This window comes from Affinirhizobium straminoryzae (genome assembly GCF_007004135.1).
Classification (GTDB): Bacteria; Pseudomonadota; Alphaproteobacteria; order Rhizobiales; family Rhizobiaceae; genus Neorhizobium; species Neorhizobium straminoryzae.
The window spans coordinates 45,010-59,609 of sequence record NZ_VJMG01000017.1; the positions used below are offsets into that span (position 1 = coordinate 45,010).

A 14,600-nucleotide genomic window follows, 5' to 3' on the forward strand; every position below is an offset into this window, starting at 1 on the left:
CGGGGGCTTTTGTCTTCTGCCAACCCAAGCAAGGAGCATGTCATGACCAAGACCCCGCATCCCGATGATGTCATCGTCGGCGCCAACCTGCGCCAGCTGCGCATGCGCAAGGGCGCCAGCCAGGAGAAGCTGGCCGAAAATCTCGGCATCACCTTCCAGCAGGTCCAGAAATACGAGAAGGGCACCAACCGCGTGTCGAGCTCGCGCCTGGTCGCCATCGCCCGCTTCCTGGGCTGCACGCTGGAAGATCTGTTTGCCGGCACGGGCACCGATGCCGCATTGGGCAGCGCGCCCGCTTCGCCGCACCACAGCGCCCAGGCGCTGCGCCTCGTCACCGCTTTTGACCGCATCGAGGACGCCGCCACCCGCCGTCACGTCGTCGGCCTGGTCGAAGCGCTGGCGCCGTCCTTCTCCCTGCCGCTCGACACCCAGATCGGCGGCGGCATCAATCACCAGATCTGGGGCGCGGCATGATCCTGCATGTCTACCTCGACGATGAAACGGTACTGCGCCTGCGCATGCTGGCGCGGGAAATGGATCGCACCATCGCGAGCCTGGTGGAAAGTGCCGCCGCGGAGGCAGCGCTTGCGGCCTTCCGTCATCGGCAGGATGATCCGGCGCGCAGGCAGGAAGGTCACTGATCATGGCAAAGACCACCACCCCCAAAATCCGTCACGTCGCATGGCGCGAGGGCCGGCCGCGCTTTGTGCCGGCCAAAACCCTGCGCGAGCAGGGCTTCAAGGGCAAGGATCTTCGTCATGATGATGGCCGCTGGTTTTCAGAAGGGGAAGCGCTCGATTGGTCGCGCGCCTTCTCCCGCTCGCTCGAGGAAGATCAGAAGCGGGGCGAGCAGGGGAAGACGGCCGCGCCGCGCAAGCCTGCGCATCCGCAGCCGGCGACGCCGGTGGTGCGGCGCACCGTCTATCCGTTGTCGCGCCTGTTTGAGGATTGGTTGCAAAGCCCGCGCGTTCGGGCCAAGGCGCCGGCCACGATCAAGGATTACCGCCAGAAGAGCCGGGTGATCGAAACGCATGATCCGGATCTCTGGGCCTGCGAAGTGGCGGCGCTCGATCGTCCCATCTGCTATGGGCTCTATGAGGATCTGTGGCGCGAGCGCGGCCTCGCCACCGCCCGGGGCGTGCTGACGGTGCTCGGCATCGCCATCAAGTGGGGCCTCAATTCCGGCCGCATCCGGGGGCTGGCCTTCAATCCGGCGCGCGATCTGGATATGAAGCAGCCGCCGCCCCGCGCGCGCTTCCTCACCAAGACGGAGTTTCTGGCCCTTGTCGAGGCGGCCGAGCGCCTTGGCCGGCCGGATATGGCCGATGTGTTTTACACCGGCGTATGGACCGCCCAGCGCCAGGCCGATCGGCTGGCGCTGAAACTGTCGGCCGTGCGCAACGGCCGCTTCATCGTCAGGCAACAAAAAACCGGCGCGATCGTCAACGCGCCGGTTGCTCCGGAATTGAAAAAGCGCTGGGACCAGGCGGCCGAACGGCGGCGCGGCCGCGATATCCGCTCTGTCTTCGTGCACCTTAACGAGGCCACCTGGGCGCCGTGGAACACCTACACCTATCGCAACCTCTTCGCCGAGATCCGCGAGGAGGCGGCCCGTCAGGTGCCGTCCGTCGCCACGGTCCAGGAAAAGGATTTCCGCTCCACCGGCGTCACCTGGATGGCGCTTGCCAAGCTCACCCTGCCGGAAATCTGCGCCGTCTCCGGCCACTCCCTGCAGGGCGCCACGCTCATCCTTCGCCACTATCTGGCACTGCACCCCGAAATGGCCACCACCGCCATCGGCCAGCTGGTCGAATGGTACGAGGCGGGCGGCAACGCGGAGCTAGCGGTGTGAGGCTGGAACGGCACCAGAACGGAAAAGCCTCACGTGAGGCTTTTTCCAGCCTCAAGCCTCACAACCGATGTGTCAGCGGATTGTTGCAAGTCTTGGATTTCTCTAGATATTTTTGGTGGGTGATGTAGGGCTCGAACCTACGACCCGCTGATTAAGAGTCAGCTGCTCTACCAACTGAGCTAATCACCCATCCCCGTTTCAGCGCCTCGTTTCCGGCGGCGCCGTCGGTGTGAGGGGGCGTATAAAGGGGAAGTTTGGGGTTGTCCAGCGCCCTTTTCAAAAAATCTTCGTCTTGGATTGCGAAAATTATGCACCGCACACCAAAACGCCCGGAAAACAAGGCGTTTTGGCAATCGAAAAAAAACGCATGCGTTTTGAGGAACTCCGAGGCTAGGCTGGCGACTTGATGAGATGTCCATCATGACAGGGAGGATGAGGGGTGATGACCATTCAGGACGACATTGCGCGGGTGCAGGAGCAAGAAAAGATTCTGCGTTTTGACCGCTTCGATCTCGACAGCGCCTGGTCGGTCTGCGCGGATCTGCGCCGGATGGCGATGGAGCGCGGTTACGTGCTCTCGGCGGATCTTCGCATCAACGGCATGCAGGCGGTCTATTTCGCGCTGCCGGGAGCCAAGCCTGATTTCGAATACTGGATCTACCGCAAGCGCAACCTCGTACACCGCTTCCAGCGCTCTAGTTACGGCATCGGCCTCGAGCTGAAGGCCGAGGAAACGACGCTGGAGGCGAAGTGGGGGCTTGCGACGACGGAATATGCCTCGCATGGCGGCGGCTTTCCGATCCATGTCAATGGTGTTGGCTGCATCGGTACCGTCGTCGTGTCCGGGCTGCCGCAGCGCGAGGACCATAATCTGGTTGTCGAGGCGCTGGCCCGCCATCTGGGGCTTGACGACAGCGGACTGCGGCTGCCGTGAGGGCATTCGGATGGCAGGCCGGTTGGACGGAGCAACCGGTCTGCCGTCCTGTGGTGTCTATCGGCGGATGAGGCGACCGAGTGCAATAAGGATGCAGGCGCCGATGAAGCCTGCAATCAGATAGCCGAGCCAGCCGCCCAGCATGATGCCGAAGGCGCCGAGAATGGCATTGGCGACGATGGCGCCGACGATGCCGAGCAGGATGTTCATCAGCACACCCATGTTGCTTTTCATGAACTGCTCTGCGAGCCAGCCGGCAATGCCGCCGATGATGATGGCTGCGAGCCAGCCGATCCCTGCCTGTTCCATGACCTTACCCTCCGGTTGGACGTTGCGTGTTCCTTGGCGTTCGGTGAACGTGCGGGAAACGCCAATGTTCCGGAACGGGCATCGGTCATAGTTCTGCCCATCCGGGCGATTGAAAGGAAAGGCTCGCCGAATCATGGCCGGCGGCGCTTTTCTTTCGGCCCCGTTGAATTTATGGACTGGTCCTCACCAGCACGAGGTTTGCCCGTTGATGCGATCTGCCTTCCCGTCCCTGTCCGGTGCCCTTCGCCTTTTCCTCGTTCTTCTGCCGTTCATGGCAGCGGGGGCAGGCGCGCAGGAACAGCAGCCCGTGGTCTCGACGCCGCCTGCCGCGGCCATGACGCCTGCGGGAGTTGCGAACGGCGCGGCCGCCGCGCCGTCGGCGAAGCCTGAGGAGGGGTCGCTCGGCAATCCGGATTCCCGATCGGTGGCCATGCAAGCGGCCATCGAGAAGGCGCGCGCGCAGCTTGCGGCGCTCAGCGAGGAAAAGTCGCGCGATGCGGAGGAGGATTTCCAGCTCGCGGAGCTGAAGCTGAAGGCGGATGATCTGGCCGCCCAGCTTGCCCAGCACATGGCCGATATCCGCGACAGGCTGGGGCAGATCCAGGCCCGCATCACCGAGATCGGCGAGGCGCCGCGTGCCGGCCAGCCTGCGGAAGCGCCGGCGGTCACCGTCGAGCGCAACCGGTTGATTGCAGAACGCAACGAACTCAACGCCGTCTCCAGCGGCGCAAGCGAGATTGCGGCTGCCACTGGAAAGCTCTCCGCCAGCATCACGGAAATGCGTCGTCGGCTTTTTGCCGAGCATTTGCTCAAGCACACGGACCTGTCGCTGGATGTGTTCGTAGACGCGGGCACCGCCTTCCTCGATGAGGTGCATACCTTCCGGGATGCGCTCTCCGGTTGGCTGAGCTTTGCCTGGAAGTTCAAGAAGCTGCAGTTCCTGTCGGCCGTGGTGCTGTCTCTCGGCGCCGCCCTCGTCTTCCTGGTCGGCGGCTATCGCCTGTTTGGTCGCATGGTCAACCGCAACCTTCAGATGGAGGATCCGCCCTATATCACGCGGCTCTCCTTCGCCTTCTGGTCGCTGATGGTGCAGACGGCCTCCCTGACGGCCTTTTTCATCTCCAGCTTCTTTTTCATGATGAGCTTCAATGTTCTGCGTCTGGATGTGGCGCCGATCATCGGGGCCTTCTTCGGCTTTCTCTGGCTCGTCTTCTTCGTTGCGCGTCTCAGCGCGCTGGTCTTTGCGCCTGATTATCCGAACTGGCGGCTGGCGCGGGTCACCAATCATGGCGCACGCCAGCTCTACTGGCTGATCGTCAGCATGGCTGTGATCAACGGACTGGATTATCTGCTCGGCCAGATCAGCGAGTCGCTCAACTCGCCGGTGGTGCTCGCTATCGTCAAGAGCCTGACGGCCTCCGTTCTGATCGGCCTGATCCTGATCGTGATGTCTTTCCTCAAGCCGCTTCTGCCGGAGGACCGGCAGATGGACGGTCAGGGGCGTCCCTTTCCGCGCGGCATCCCTGCGCTGCTGCGCCTCGCCGGCCTTGGCCTCATTCTGTGCGTGCTCAGCGGTTATCTCGGCGTGGCGCGCTTTGCCGCAACCCAGATGGTGCTGTCCGGCGCCATGCTGGTGACCATGTATATCGGCATTCTCTCGGGGCGCGCCGTCGGCAAGCAGGGCGGTTTCGCCAAGACGGCCTTCGGGCGCTATCTCGCCGAGCGCTTCAGGCTGGGCGAGGTGGCTCTTGACCAGATCGGCCTTGGTGCCGGGCTCAGCATCAATGGCCTTGCGCTTTTGTTCGGCGTGCCGTTGATCCTGCTCACCTGGGGCTTCCAGATCCAGGATATCCAGAGCGCTGCCTTCCGGCTGTTCACGAAGATTTCGATTGGCAGCATCTCCATCTCGCTGGTCGGTATTCTCGGCGGCATCCTGCTGTTTTTTGCGGGCTATGCCACCACCCGCTGGGCACAGAGCTGGATCGATCGCAACGTGATGGCGCGCAGCCATGTGGATGCGGGCGTGCGCAACTCGGTGAAGACCGGCATCGGCTATCTCGGTGTGGGCCTTGCGGTGGTGATCGGCGTCTCGGCGGCCGGCATCGATCTCTCCAGCCTTGCGCTGGTCGCCTCCGCCCTCTCTGTCGGTATCGGTTTCGGCCTGCAGAACATCGTGTCGAATTTCGTCTCTGGCCTGATCCTGCTGGTCGAGCGGCCGTTCAAGGTGGGCGACCACATCGTCACGGGTACGACGGAGGGAATCGTCAAGCGCATTTCCGTCCGCGCCACCGAGATCGAGACCTTCCGCAAGCAGTCGATCATCGTGCCGAATTCTGAGTTGATCAACGCATCCGTCGGCAACTGGACGCATCGCAACCGCGTCCAGCGCGCTGAAATCCCGGTGGGCGTCGCCTATGAGGCCGATCCGCAACGGGTGATCGACATTCTCATGGAAACGGCGCTTGCCATGCCCGGCGTACTGCGCAATCCGGAGCCGCACGTGGATTTCCTGGGCTTTGGGCCGTCCTCGCTGAATTTCGAACTGCGCTTCTTCCTGTCCGACATGAGCGAGGGCATCGGCGTGCGCAACAAGGTGCGCATGGACATCCTGAAGCGCTTCCGCGAGGAGGGGATCGACATTCCCTATCCGCACCAGGATGTGAAGATCCTGGGCACAGTCACCACACGGCCGGAAGGACGCGGCGGCCAGCCATTGCAGCCCGCGTCGCAGGTGGACAAGGAGACGCCCGGGGAAGGGGCAATCGAAGGCAAGGCCTGACGTGTCCAAGCCCTTGCAGTTTTGTCGCTTGTCAAATTTGGTCTCGTCGCGGCAAGCCGTGCGCATGTCGTAAACAGGCGTTTGGCCAAACCCGCGGAACTGCATAGTCCGCTCGAAAAGCTATGCATGGGCGCCGGCCAGCCGCGCCCGTTTCGTCCAGAGGGGATTTTGCTTCATGAAGACACAGGCACGGGCGGTGGTGATCGGTGGCGGGGTGGTCGGTGTTTCGACCCTCTATCACCTGGCGAAGAAGGGCTGGAGCGACGTCGTCCTCATCGAGCGCAAGGAACTGACTTCCGGTTCCACCTGGCATGCAGCCGGCCTTTTGCCGCTGTTCAACCTGTCCTACTCGGTTGGTCAGCTGCATAAATATTCTGTCCGCTTCTACGAGGAGCTGCAGGAAGAAACCGGCATGAATGTCGGCTTCTCCAAGGTCTCCAACATCCGTCTCGCCCGCACCAAAGACCGCTGGGACGAATACATGTACTATGCCGGCATCGCAGAGACGATCGGCGTGAAGGTGAATGTCCTGACGCCGGATCAGGTCAAGGAAATCTGGCCGCTCTGCGAAACGGACGGCCTGCTCGGCGCCATCCAGCATCCGGACGACGGCTATATCCAGCCGGCCGACCTCACTCAGGCGCTGGCCAAGGGCGCGCGCGACCGTGGCGCTACCATTTACCGCAACACCACGGTGACCGGCATCGAGCAGCTGGCCGATGGCCAGTGGAAGGTGACGACCGACAAGGGCGAGATTGTCGCCGAGCACATCATTTCCTGCACCGGTTCCTTTGCCCGCAAGACCGGCGAGATGGTCGGCCTCAACATCCCGGTCATTCCGGTCGAGCACCAGTATATCGTCACCGAGCCGCATCCGGCGATCCAGGAACGCCGCAGACAGGGTCTGCCTGAAATGGGCGTGCTGCGCGAATCGGATTCGGCCTGGTACATGCGCGAGGAAGCCGGCGGCCTCATTCTGGGTCCCTATGAAGTCGGTGCGCCGGTCTGTTATGTCGATGGTCCGTCCGACGAGAGCGAGTACGAACTGTTCCAGGAGGATCTCGACCGTCTGATGCCGCATATCGAGACGGCAATTGCCCGCGTGCCGGCCTTCGGCGAAGTCGGCATCAAGAAGGTCTATAACGGCGCGATCGCCTATACGCCGGATGGCAATCCGATCGTCGGTCCGGCGCCGGGCCTGAAAAACTTCTGGCTGAACGAAGGTCATTCCTTCGGCATCACCGCCGCCGGCGGTGCCGGATGGCAGCTGGCAGAATGGATCGTCGACGGCGAGCCGACCGTCGATCTGATGGGCGTCGATCCGCGCCGCTTCGGTCCTTATGCGACGGAAGGCTATCTCATCGCCAAGAACGAGGAGGCCTATGCCAATGTCTTCACCATGCATTATCCCGACGAGGAGCGTGCTGCCGCCCGTCCGCTGAAGACCACGCCGATCTATGACCGCCTCAAGAAACTCGGTGGCGTCTTCGGCTCGCTCTATGGCTGGGAGCGTGCCAACTGGTATGCGCCGGAAGGCTATGAACTGCCGGAAACGGAAAAGGGTGTTGGCGCCGACGTCATCACCAATCACAATTACGCCGCCCCTCTCGAAGACGGCCGTTACGTCGAGAAGTGGTCGTTCCGCCGTTCCAACTATTTCGAGCATGTCGGCAACGAGGTGAAGAACGTTCACGAGAATGTCGGCGTTCTCGACATGTCGCCCTTTGCCAAGATGGAAGTGACCGGCCCCGGTGCGCGCGACTGGCTGGACAGCATTTTTGCCAATGTGATCCCGAAGAAGCGCGGCCGCATCGCGCTCTGCCATGTGCCGACGCCGGCCGGCGGCGTGAAGGCGGAATTCACCGTCTACGAATGGGCGCCGGGCCGCTTCTATCTCGTCTCGGCCGGCGGTCTGGAAGCCCATGACCATGACCTGCTCTGGCGCCTTGCCCCGAAGGACGGGTCGGTCACCCTGCAGCCGATCACCCAGAAATACGGCGTGCTGGTTCTTGCCGGCCCGAAGTCGCGCGCGGTGCTGAAGAAGCTCACCCGCACCAGCCTCGAGAACAAGGATTTCCCGTGGCTGACGGGCAAGCCGATCTCCGTCGGTGTCGCGAGCGCCCATGCGCTGCGCGTCAACTTCATCGGCGAACTCGGCTGGGAACTGCATCACCCGATTGAAATGCAGGCCTACATCTTCGATCGGCTGATGGAAGCCGGCGCCGAATTCGGCATCAAGCCCTTCGGTATCCGCGCCATGGTGTCGATGGCCGTGGAGAAGTCCTATCGCAACATGGGCCGCGAGCTTTCCATCGAATACAACGCTTTCGAATCCGGTCTCGACCGCTTCATCCGCCCGGAAAAGAACTTCATTGGCCGTGACGCGATGCTGGCCGCCCGTGACAAGGGCCTGCGCTGGAACTTCGTGACGCTGACGCTGGAGGGCAATACGGATGTGGATGCGCGCGGCTCCGAGGCGATCTATGACGAGACGGGCGCACTTGCCGGCCGCGTCACGAGCGGTGGCTACGGCTGGCGCATCGGCAAGTCGGTGGCGCTGGCCATGGTCAAGCCTGCCTATGCGGTGGATGGAACGCGGCTGAAGGTGCGCATCCTCGGTTCGCTCTACGACGCGACGGTGGTTCCGGAAAGCCCATTCGACCCGGACAATGCCGCCATTCGCGCCTGAGGCGAAATTTCGCAACAGCTTAAAAGAGTTGATTGACCATGATTGCAAGGCGGCCTTCCGGGGCCGCCTTTTTCGCTTGATTTCACCCGTTCCGCTTGTCGCGCTTAAGGGTTCGGCAAGCGCCGATGCCTATTGTCAAGTCATCGCGAATATAAAGAAGGCGGGCCATGACATACTTGGGTTTATCGGGAATGCATTACTCGGGCGAACAGTTTCCGGATGCCCGCATCATCGTGGCAGAGGATTCCAACGTCTTCACCTCGATGATCCGTCAGCGGCTCAAGGAAATCTTCGGCATCGAGGTCGAGATCTGCCGGACCTATGAAGACCTGATGATGGCCAATGAACTGTCGGAAGAGCCGGTGACCCTGGCGATTTCCAACATCAACCTTCCCGGTGCCGAAAATGGCGAGGCCCTCGAATACCTGCTTGATCTGAACATCCCGACGATCGTTTTCACCGGCACCTTCCAGGAGCAGACCCGCGAAAAGCTGCTGGCCAAGGACATCGTCGACTACATTCTGAAGGACAGCATCTTCGCGGTGGAAATGCTGGTCGAATCGGTCTGCCGCTTCCTCACCAACCATCGCCACCATGTGCTGATCGTCGATGACAGCCCGACGGCGCGTGCGCTGCTCTCCACCCGCCTGAAGCGCTACAATTTCCGCGTCAGTGTCGCCGAAAGCGGTGCCAAGGCCATCGATCTTCTCAAGAAGAATGCCGATATCGGCCTTGTCGTGACCGATTACAACATGCCCGATATCGACGGATTCGAGCTGACGCGGCGAATCCGCTCGGTGCGCGGCTCGCATGAGCTGCGCGTGATCGGGGTATCCTCCTCCACAGACCGGCTTCTGTCGGCACGCTTCCTGAAGGCCGGCGGCAATGATTTCATGCTGCGCCCCTTCATCGACGAGGAATTCTACTGCCGCGTCAACCAGAACCTCGACACCCTGGTGCAGATCAAGTCCATGCAGGCCCAGCGTAACGCACGCGTCGCGTGAGGCGAGGGGCAGGCCAAGCCAAGCTGCGAGACAAAACGTTTCTCCCCGCGATCCGCCGCGTGCTGCAAGGCTGCGGCGGATTTGCGTTGACGGGGGCTTGCCGTCAGACCACGACGCCGGTGCGTGACGTGTTCAGCGTCAGCTTGCGCTCGGCGCGTTCCTGTTGCGGCGAGCGGTTATAGACCTCGCGATAGCACTTGGAGAAGTGCGAGGCCGAGACGAAGCCGCAGGCGACCGCCACCTCCACCACCGGCATCGAGGATTGCACCAGCAGATGGCGGGCGCGGTCCAGCCGGATTTCCAGATAGTAGCGGGCCGGCGAGCGGCCCATTTCCTGGCGGAACAGGCGCTCGATCTGGCGGCGCGACAGGCCGACATCATCGGCGATCTCGATCAGCGACATGGGTTCGGCAAGGTTGCTTTCCATCAGTTCGATGATCTGCAGCACCTTGCCGTTCTGCACGCCGAGGCGCGCCCTGAGCGGCAGCCGCTGGCGGTCATGCGGGTTGCGCACGCGGTCTGTCAGTTGTTGCTCGCAGACGCGGTTCACCAGTGTCTCGCCGAAATCCTGGCCGATCAGGTTCAGCATCATGTCGAGCGAGGCGGTGCCGCCGGCGCAGGTGTAGAGGTTGCTGTCCACCTCGTAGAGATCGGCATAGACCTCCGCCTGCGGAAAGGCTTCGGAAAAGCCCGGCAGGTTTTCCCAATGGATCGCGCAGCGCTTGCCGTTCAGGAGTCCTGCCTGGGCCAGCACATGCGCGCCCGTACAGAGGCTGCCGACGGCCACACCGCGATTATAGGTCTCGCGCAGAAAGGCGTTCACCGACTTGTTGTTGAATTCTTCCACGTAGATGCCGGAACAGATCAGCACCATGTTGGGCCGGTGTTCGCCGCCGAGATGTCGGCGTTCATCGGCAAGCGAGGTGTTGACGTCAATGGCGATGCCGCTCGACGAATAGACCTTCTGTCCGTCGACAGAGGCAATGCGCCAGTCGTAGGCAGGATAGCCGAGCATGCGATTGGCGATGCGGAGCGTTTCCACGGCGGCGGAAAAGGGAAGCATGGTAAAGTGCGGAATGAGAAAGAAGACGAGCGTTCGTTTTTTCGGTTGGGGCTTGTTCATCGCGAGGGCTCCGTGGCGGCCTGCTATTCCTCGCGTGAAAATATAGCCTCTTAATGTTCGATATGCGACATCGAGATCGGTATTCACGTCGCGGATACAAAAGTTCTCGCGGCTGATCTTGCATTTTTGTGACTGCCTAAAAGCTTTGCCTGGAGAAAGTTCAATTGGCTAAAGTTTGGGCCAGGTTGTATCAGTAACGAATAAAATAGAAATCCCGCATCCATGGCTGTCACGGATGCGGGAAAAGGCCATGTCGCAATCGGGCATGTCAGTTGCGCTCCGGCTTCTGCATGTCGCTGGCCGGCCAGCCGAGGTCCTTGCGCAGGTCGAAGGGCAGGGCTTCCAGCATCCGTTCCGTCTGACGCCGTCGGTAGGCGCGCTGCTGGCTGCTGATCCAGTGGCCGAGTGCCGAAAGGCTGGTGGAAAGCCATGTCTGAACCGGACCTCTCGCCTGCCGGCCGGAGATCTCGGTAGCGAACCAGCGGCTGGTCCGCCGGACCGGCCGGTGATCGATGATGATCGTCATGTCTCGTATCCTTCTTTGTTGCTCACACCCGGGAAAGGCCCGGGCGGATCAGTCATGCGCGCATCCAATCCTTCAATCAATCGAATGGATTTTATATGTGCCATGACATTTTGTGGTGTTCCTTGATCCACGCTGGCAGGATGCAGGGTGATTGACGATCAATCAAACGAAATGATATGGTGCTTATGTTCAGCTAATTTGAAAGATGAGCCGATGAACCTGCCCTTCCGCCCGTCCCTGCCGCTGCTCGACAACGACGTGCTGCGCACCTTCGTCGCGATCGCCGATACCGGCAATTTCTCCACCGCCGCGGAAGCCGTGCTGCGGACGCCGTCCGCTGTCTCCATGCAGATCAAGAAACTGGAGGAGCAACTCAGAGTGACGCTGTTTCTGCGCGACGCGCGATCGGTGACGTTGACACCGCATGGCGAGATGCTCCTCTCCTATGCGCGACGCATGATCGCGCTGTCGAACGAGGCGGTGTCGCGCTTCCTGATGCCGGAACTCTCCGGCATCGTGCGCCTTGGTGCGGCGGACGACATTGCCGAACGCCTGCTGCCGAGCATCCTCAAGGATTTTGCCGGAAAGTTTCCGGGCATCATGGTGGATGTGACGGTGGACATGAGCATGCGCCTTCGCCGGCGCATCGATGAGCAGCGGCTGGATCTGGCGCTGATCAACTATTCGCAGCGTCCGCATGCGGCGGTCGGCGAACTCGTGTACAAGGACAAGCTGGTCTGGGCCGGTGCCCGTTGCGGCACGGCGCATCTGCGCGATCCGCTGCCGATTTCGATCTGGGAAGATGGCTGCATCTGGCGGCAGGTGGCGGTGGCCGGGCTCGAAACCATGAAGCGGCCCTATCGCATCGCCTATCTCAGTGCCAACACCATGGCGCAGCGCGCGGCTGTCGTATCCGATCTCGCGATCGCACCGTTCCCGCGTTCCTACATCACCGATGACATGGCGATCCTCGGGGTCAAGGAAGGTCTGCCTGACCTGATGAGTTTCGATGTGCGGCTGCTGTCGTCCGGTGACCTCTCGGTGCCGGCCAAGGCGGTGGCGCAAAGCATCCGCGAGGCCTATAGCGAGATGGAGCGGGAGGCAGCCTAACGCGTCTTCGGCATCCGCACGGGTGCTTAATCGCGGCTGCGGCGGCGCCTGCGGCCGCAAGCCTCGCCTTCGCCGCTCTCGGCCTTGCGCTCCGGCAGGCGGACAACTTTTGACAGATGCGGGAAGGCGTCCACCTTGTTGGGCAGCGCCATGGCATCCACGAAATGCTGCTGGAAGCTCGGCTCCAGCGCGGTTTCGATCTTTTCGATGCGTCCGACCAATGCCTCGATCTCGCGGCGGTGATCGCGGTTGAGCAGGCACATGCGCGCGCCAGTTCCCGCCGCATTGCCGACAGCCTTGACCCGCCCCAGATCGCAATCCGGAATGAGGCCGAGAACCATGGCATAGGTGGGATCGATGAAGGTTCCGAACGCGCCGGCGAGACCGATCCGGTCGACCGTCGCCACACCCTGGCGGTCCATCAGCAGCTTCACGCCGGCATAGAGCGCTGCCTTGGCAAGCTGGATGGCGCGGATATCGTTCTGCGTCACCGTGATGCGCGGCTCGCCGTCAGAGAGCAGATAGGAAAAGGTGCGCCCGTTCGCCACGATGCGCGGGCTTCTCCCGGCAAGCGTACCGTCGATCACGCCGTCCTCGGAGAGAATGCCGGCGAGGTAAAGTTCCGCCACCACCTCGATGATGCCGGAGCCGCAGATGCCGGTCACCTTGATCGTCTCGGCGGCCTCGGCAAAGCCCGGCTCGTCTGACCAGGGCTCGATACCGATCACGCGAAAGCGCGGTTCGAGCGTGACGGGATCGATGCGCACCCGCTCGATGGCACCGGGGGCTGCGCGCTGGCCGCCGGAGATTTCCGCCCCCTCGAAGGCGGGGCCTGTGGGAGAGGAAGCCGCGACGATGCGGCCGGAATGGCCGAGCACGATTTCTGCATTGGTGCCGATATCGACCAGCAGCATCATGTCGTCCTGCCGGTGTGGTCCCTCGGCCAGCGTCGCCGCGGCCGCATCCGCGCCCACATGGCCGGCAATGCAGGGCAGGAGATAGCTGCGGGTGCCGTCGTTCATCGCAAGCCCGAGGTCGCTGGCGCGCGCCTGAACCGCGCGCGAGACGGCGAGCGCAAACGGCGCCCCGCCTAGTTCGGTCGGATCGATGCCGAGGAACAGATGGTGCATGATCGGATTGCCGACGAAGACGCTGTCCAGAATATCGCTGCGGGCAATGCCGCCGTCCGCGGAGACGCGGTCGATCAGCCCGTTCAGCGCCTCGCGCACGGCATTCGTCATCGCGGCGCGGCCGTCCGGATTCATCATCACGTAGGAGACGCGGCTCATCAGGTCTTCGCCGAAGCGGATCTGCGGGTTCGGTGTACCGGCGGACGCAATCGTGCGGCCGGAAAGCAGCGAGGACAGGTGCATGGCAATCGTCGTCGAGCCGATGTCGCAGGCAATGCCATAGGCCTCGTTCTTCAGGCCGGGATAGAGCGCGATGAGGTGAGCGCGGTCCGCAGACGGATCCTGATGAATGGCGGCCGTTACCTTCCAGCCGCCCTTGCGCAGGATGGATTGCACCTGTGAAAGCAGGTGGGTGTCCACCGCGAGATCGTCAAAATGCCAGTCGCGGGCGAGCGACGCCTTCAGCCGGTCGAGATCGCCGAGCGGCTTTTCCATGTCCGGCTCGTCCACCTCGACATAGCACATGCGGATGGCGGGGTTGCGCTGAATGATGCGGTCGTCGGCGCTCTTGCGCACCAGTTGCGCGTTCACCACCGTATCCTGCGGCACATCGATCACGAGATCGCCGAGAATGGTGGCGGAGCAGGAGAGGCGGCGTCCCGCCGGCAGGCCGCGCACCTCGTCATAACGCGCCTCGCGGGCACCGGGCGGGGACAGATGGTCGAGCGAGGAGGTGATCTGGTGCTTGGCGAACTGGCCTTCCTGCACGGAAATCTGGCAACGTCCGCAGGTGGCGCGTCCGCCGCACACGCTTTCCACATAGACGCCAAGCTGGCGCGCTGCCTCCAGCACAGGCGTGCCCACGGCGAAGCGGCCCCGCTTGCCGGAGGGCATGAAGAGCACGAGCGGATCGGTGTCGGCCATGTCTGTCGCTCGCCTTGTTCTTCGGCGCCGCGGGCGCCATCCGTTTCGTCTCGTCCGGGAGGCCGCTCGCGGCTTCCCCTGTCAGGGAACCCCGCACCGGCCAGAACGCCGTCGATGCGGGGCGCATGGGTTTTACAGGAACTTTACAAATCCGACGGCCGTCAGCGCCGTCAGGGACGCGACAACAAAGCCGAAGCGAAAGAACATGCGGCGGCGGTGC

General features: G+C 62.5%; 12 protein-coding genes and 1 tRNA gene. 8 read left to right on the forward strand and 5 right to left on the reverse strand.

What is annotated here, in order from left to right:
• The first annotated feature begins 42 nt into the window (after nt 1-42).
• From FNA46_RS07945 to FNA46_RS07950, 3 genes are read left to right on the forward strand one after another with little or no spacing between them, the layout of a single operon-like run.
• Nucleotides 43-474 (forward strand): helix-turn-helix domain-containing protein, encoded by a 432-nt coding sequence (locus FNA46_RS07945; protein WP_143124664.1) that lies wholly within the window; start codon nt 43-45, stop codon nt 472-474.
• Nucleotides 471-641 carry a hypothetical protein gene (locus FNA46_RS25960; protein ID WP_185969765.1) on the forward strand — a complete coding sequence of 57 codons (171 nt, stop codon included), beginning with the start codon at nt 471-473 and terminating at the stop codon, nt 639-641. Before FNA46_RS07945 ends, FNA46_RS25960 begins: the two co-directional genes overlap by 4 nt.
• A gap of 2 nt (nt 642-643) precedes the next feature.
• On the forward strand, nt 644-1,852 hold the full coding sequence (locus FNA46_RS07950) for a tyrosine-type recombinase/integrase (RefSeq protein ID WP_143124665.1): 1,209 nt from the start codon (nt 644-646) through the stop codon (nt 1,850-1,852).
• A gap of 113 nt (nt 1,853-1,965) precedes the next feature.
• On the opposite strand, the gene FNA46_RS07955 is transcribed toward FNA46_RS07950, so the two are convergent.
• Nucleotides 1,966-2,041: transfer RNA gene (locus FNA46_RS07955), tRNA-Lys, on the reverse strand.
• Nucleotides 2,042-2,294: 253 nt separating this feature from the next.
• On the opposite strand from FNA46_RS07955, the gene FNA46_RS07960 reads away from it, so the two are divergent.
• Nucleotides 2,295-2,786 (forward strand): heme-degrading domain-containing protein, encoded by a 492-nt coding sequence (locus FNA46_RS07960; RefSeq protein WP_143124666.1) that lies wholly within the window; start codon nt 2,295-2,297, stop codon nt 2,784-2,786.
• 57 nt (nt 2,787-2,843) lie between these two features.
• Here the strand turns inward: FNA46_RS07960 and FNA46_RS07965 are convergent, their stop codons facing one another.
• A complete protein-coding gene (locus tag FNA46_RS07965; protein WP_143124667.1) occupies nt 2,844-3,095 on the reverse strand; it encodes a GlsB/YeaQ/YmgE family stress response membrane protein in 252 nt (83 codons plus the stop codon).
• Between the two features lie 208 nt (nt 3,096-3,303).
• Here FNA46_RS07965 and FNA46_RS07970 point away from each other — a divergent pair, with 208 nt between their 5' ends.
• From FNA46_RS07970 to FNA46_RS07980, 3 genes are all read left to right on the forward strand, one after another.
• Nucleotides 3,304-5,874, forward strand: coding sequence for a mechanosensitive ion channel family protein (locus FNA46_RS07970; RefSeq protein WP_246102944.1), 2,571 nt, complete (start codon nt 3,304-3,306; stop codon nt 5,872-5,874).
• Nucleotides 5,875-6,049: 175 nt separating this feature from the next.
• Nucleotides 6,050-8,563 carry a GcvT family protein gene (locus tag FNA46_RS07975; protein WP_143124668.1) on the forward strand — a complete coding sequence of 838 codons (2,514 nt, stop codon included), beginning with the start codon at nt 6,050-6,052 and terminating at the stop codon, nt 8,561-8,563.
• A 167-nt stretch (nt 8,564-8,730) separates the two neighbouring features.
• On the forward strand, nt 8,731-9,567 hold the full coding sequence (locus FNA46_RS07980; RefSeq protein WP_143124669.1) for a response regulator: 837 nt from the start codon (nt 8,731-8,733) through the stop codon (nt 9,565-9,567).
• 103 nt (nt 9,568-9,670) lie between these two features.
• Here the strand turns inward: FNA46_RS07980 and FNA46_RS07985 are convergent, their stop codons facing one another.
• Nucleotides 9,671-10,690, reverse strand: a complete 1,020-nt coding sequence (locus FNA46_RS07985) for a GlxA family transcriptional regulator (RefSeq protein ID WP_143124670.1) — start codon at nt 10,688-10,690, stop codon at nt 9,671-9,673.
• Between the two features lie 268 nt (nt 10,691-10,958).
• Nucleotides 10,959-11,216, reverse strand: a complete 258-nt coding sequence (locus tag FNA46_RS07990; protein WP_143124671.1) for a hypothetical protein — start codon at nt 11,214-11,216, stop codon at nt 10,959-10,961.
• Between the two features lie 213 nt (nt 11,217-11,429).
• Here FNA46_RS07990 and FNA46_RS07995 point away from each other — a divergent pair, with 213 nt between their 5' ends.
• Complete coding sequence (locus tag FNA46_RS07995) at nt 11,430-12,326, forward strand: LysR family transcriptional regulator (protein WP_143124672.1); 897 nt, start codon at nt 11,430-11,432, stop codon at nt 12,324-12,326.
• 26 nt (nt 12,327-12,352) lie between these two features.
• On the opposite strand, the gene FNA46_RS08000 is transcribed toward FNA46_RS07995, so the two are convergent.
• On the reverse strand, nt 12,353-14,380 hold the full coding sequence (locus FNA46_RS08000; RefSeq protein WP_143124673.1) for an ASKHA domain-containing protein: 2,028 nt from the start codon (nt 14,378-14,380) through the stop codon (nt 12,353-12,355).
• Nucleotides 14,381-14,600 lie beyond the last annotated feature (220 nt).

What these genes read in the sequence shown, in the direction of transcription:
- FNA46_RS07945 (WP_143124664.1), top strand. Translation starts at nt 43, where the DNA reads ATGACCAAGACCCCGCATCCCGATGATGTCATCGTCGGCGCCAACCTG.
- FNA46_RS25960 (WP_185969765.1), top strand. Translation starts at nt 471, where the DNA reads ATGATCCTGCATGTCTACCTCGACGATGAAACGGTACTGCGCCTGCGC.
- FNA46_RS07950 (WP_143124665.1), top strand. Translation starts at nt 644, where the DNA reads ATGGCAAAGACCACCACCCCCAAAATCCGTCACGTCGCATGGCGCGAG.
- FNA46_RS07960 (WP_143124666.1), top strand. Translation starts at nt 2,295, where the DNA reads ATGACCATTCAGGACGACATTGCGCGGGTGCAGGAGCAAGAAAAGATT.
- FNA46_RS07965 (WP_143124667.1), bottom strand. Translation starts at nt 3,095, where the DNA reads ATGGAACAGGCAGGGATCGGCTGGCTCGCAGCCATCATCATCGGCGGC.
- FNA46_RS07970 (WP_246102944.1), top strand. Translation starts at nt 3,304, where the DNA reads ATGCGATCTGCCTTCCCGTCCCTGTCCGGTGCCCTTCGCCTTTTCCTC.
- FNA46_RS07975 (WP_143124668.1), top strand. Translation starts at nt 6,050, where the DNA reads ATGAAGACACAGGCACGGGCGGTGGTGATCGGTGGCGGGGTGGTCGGT.
- FNA46_RS07980 (WP_143124669.1), top strand. Translation starts at nt 8,731, where the DNA reads ATGACATACTTGGGTTTATCGGGAATGCATTACTCGGGCGAACAGTTT.
- FNA46_RS07985 (WP_143124670.1), bottom strand. Translation starts at nt 10,690, where the DNA reads ATGAACAAGCCCCAACCGAAAAAACGAACGCTCGTCTTCTTTCTCATT.
- FNA46_RS07990 (WP_143124671.1), bottom strand. Translation starts at nt 11,216, where the DNA reads ATGACGATCATCATCGATCACCGGCCGGTCCGGCGGACCAGCCGCTGG.
- FNA46_RS07995 (WP_143124672.1), top strand. Translation starts at nt 11,430, where the DNA reads ATGAACCTGCCCTTCCGCCCGTCCCTGCCGCTGCTCGACAACGACGTG.
- FNA46_RS08000 (WP_143124673.1), bottom strand. Translation starts at nt 14,380, where the DNA reads ATGGCCGACACCGATCCGCTCGTGCTCTTCATGCCCTCCGGCAAGCGG.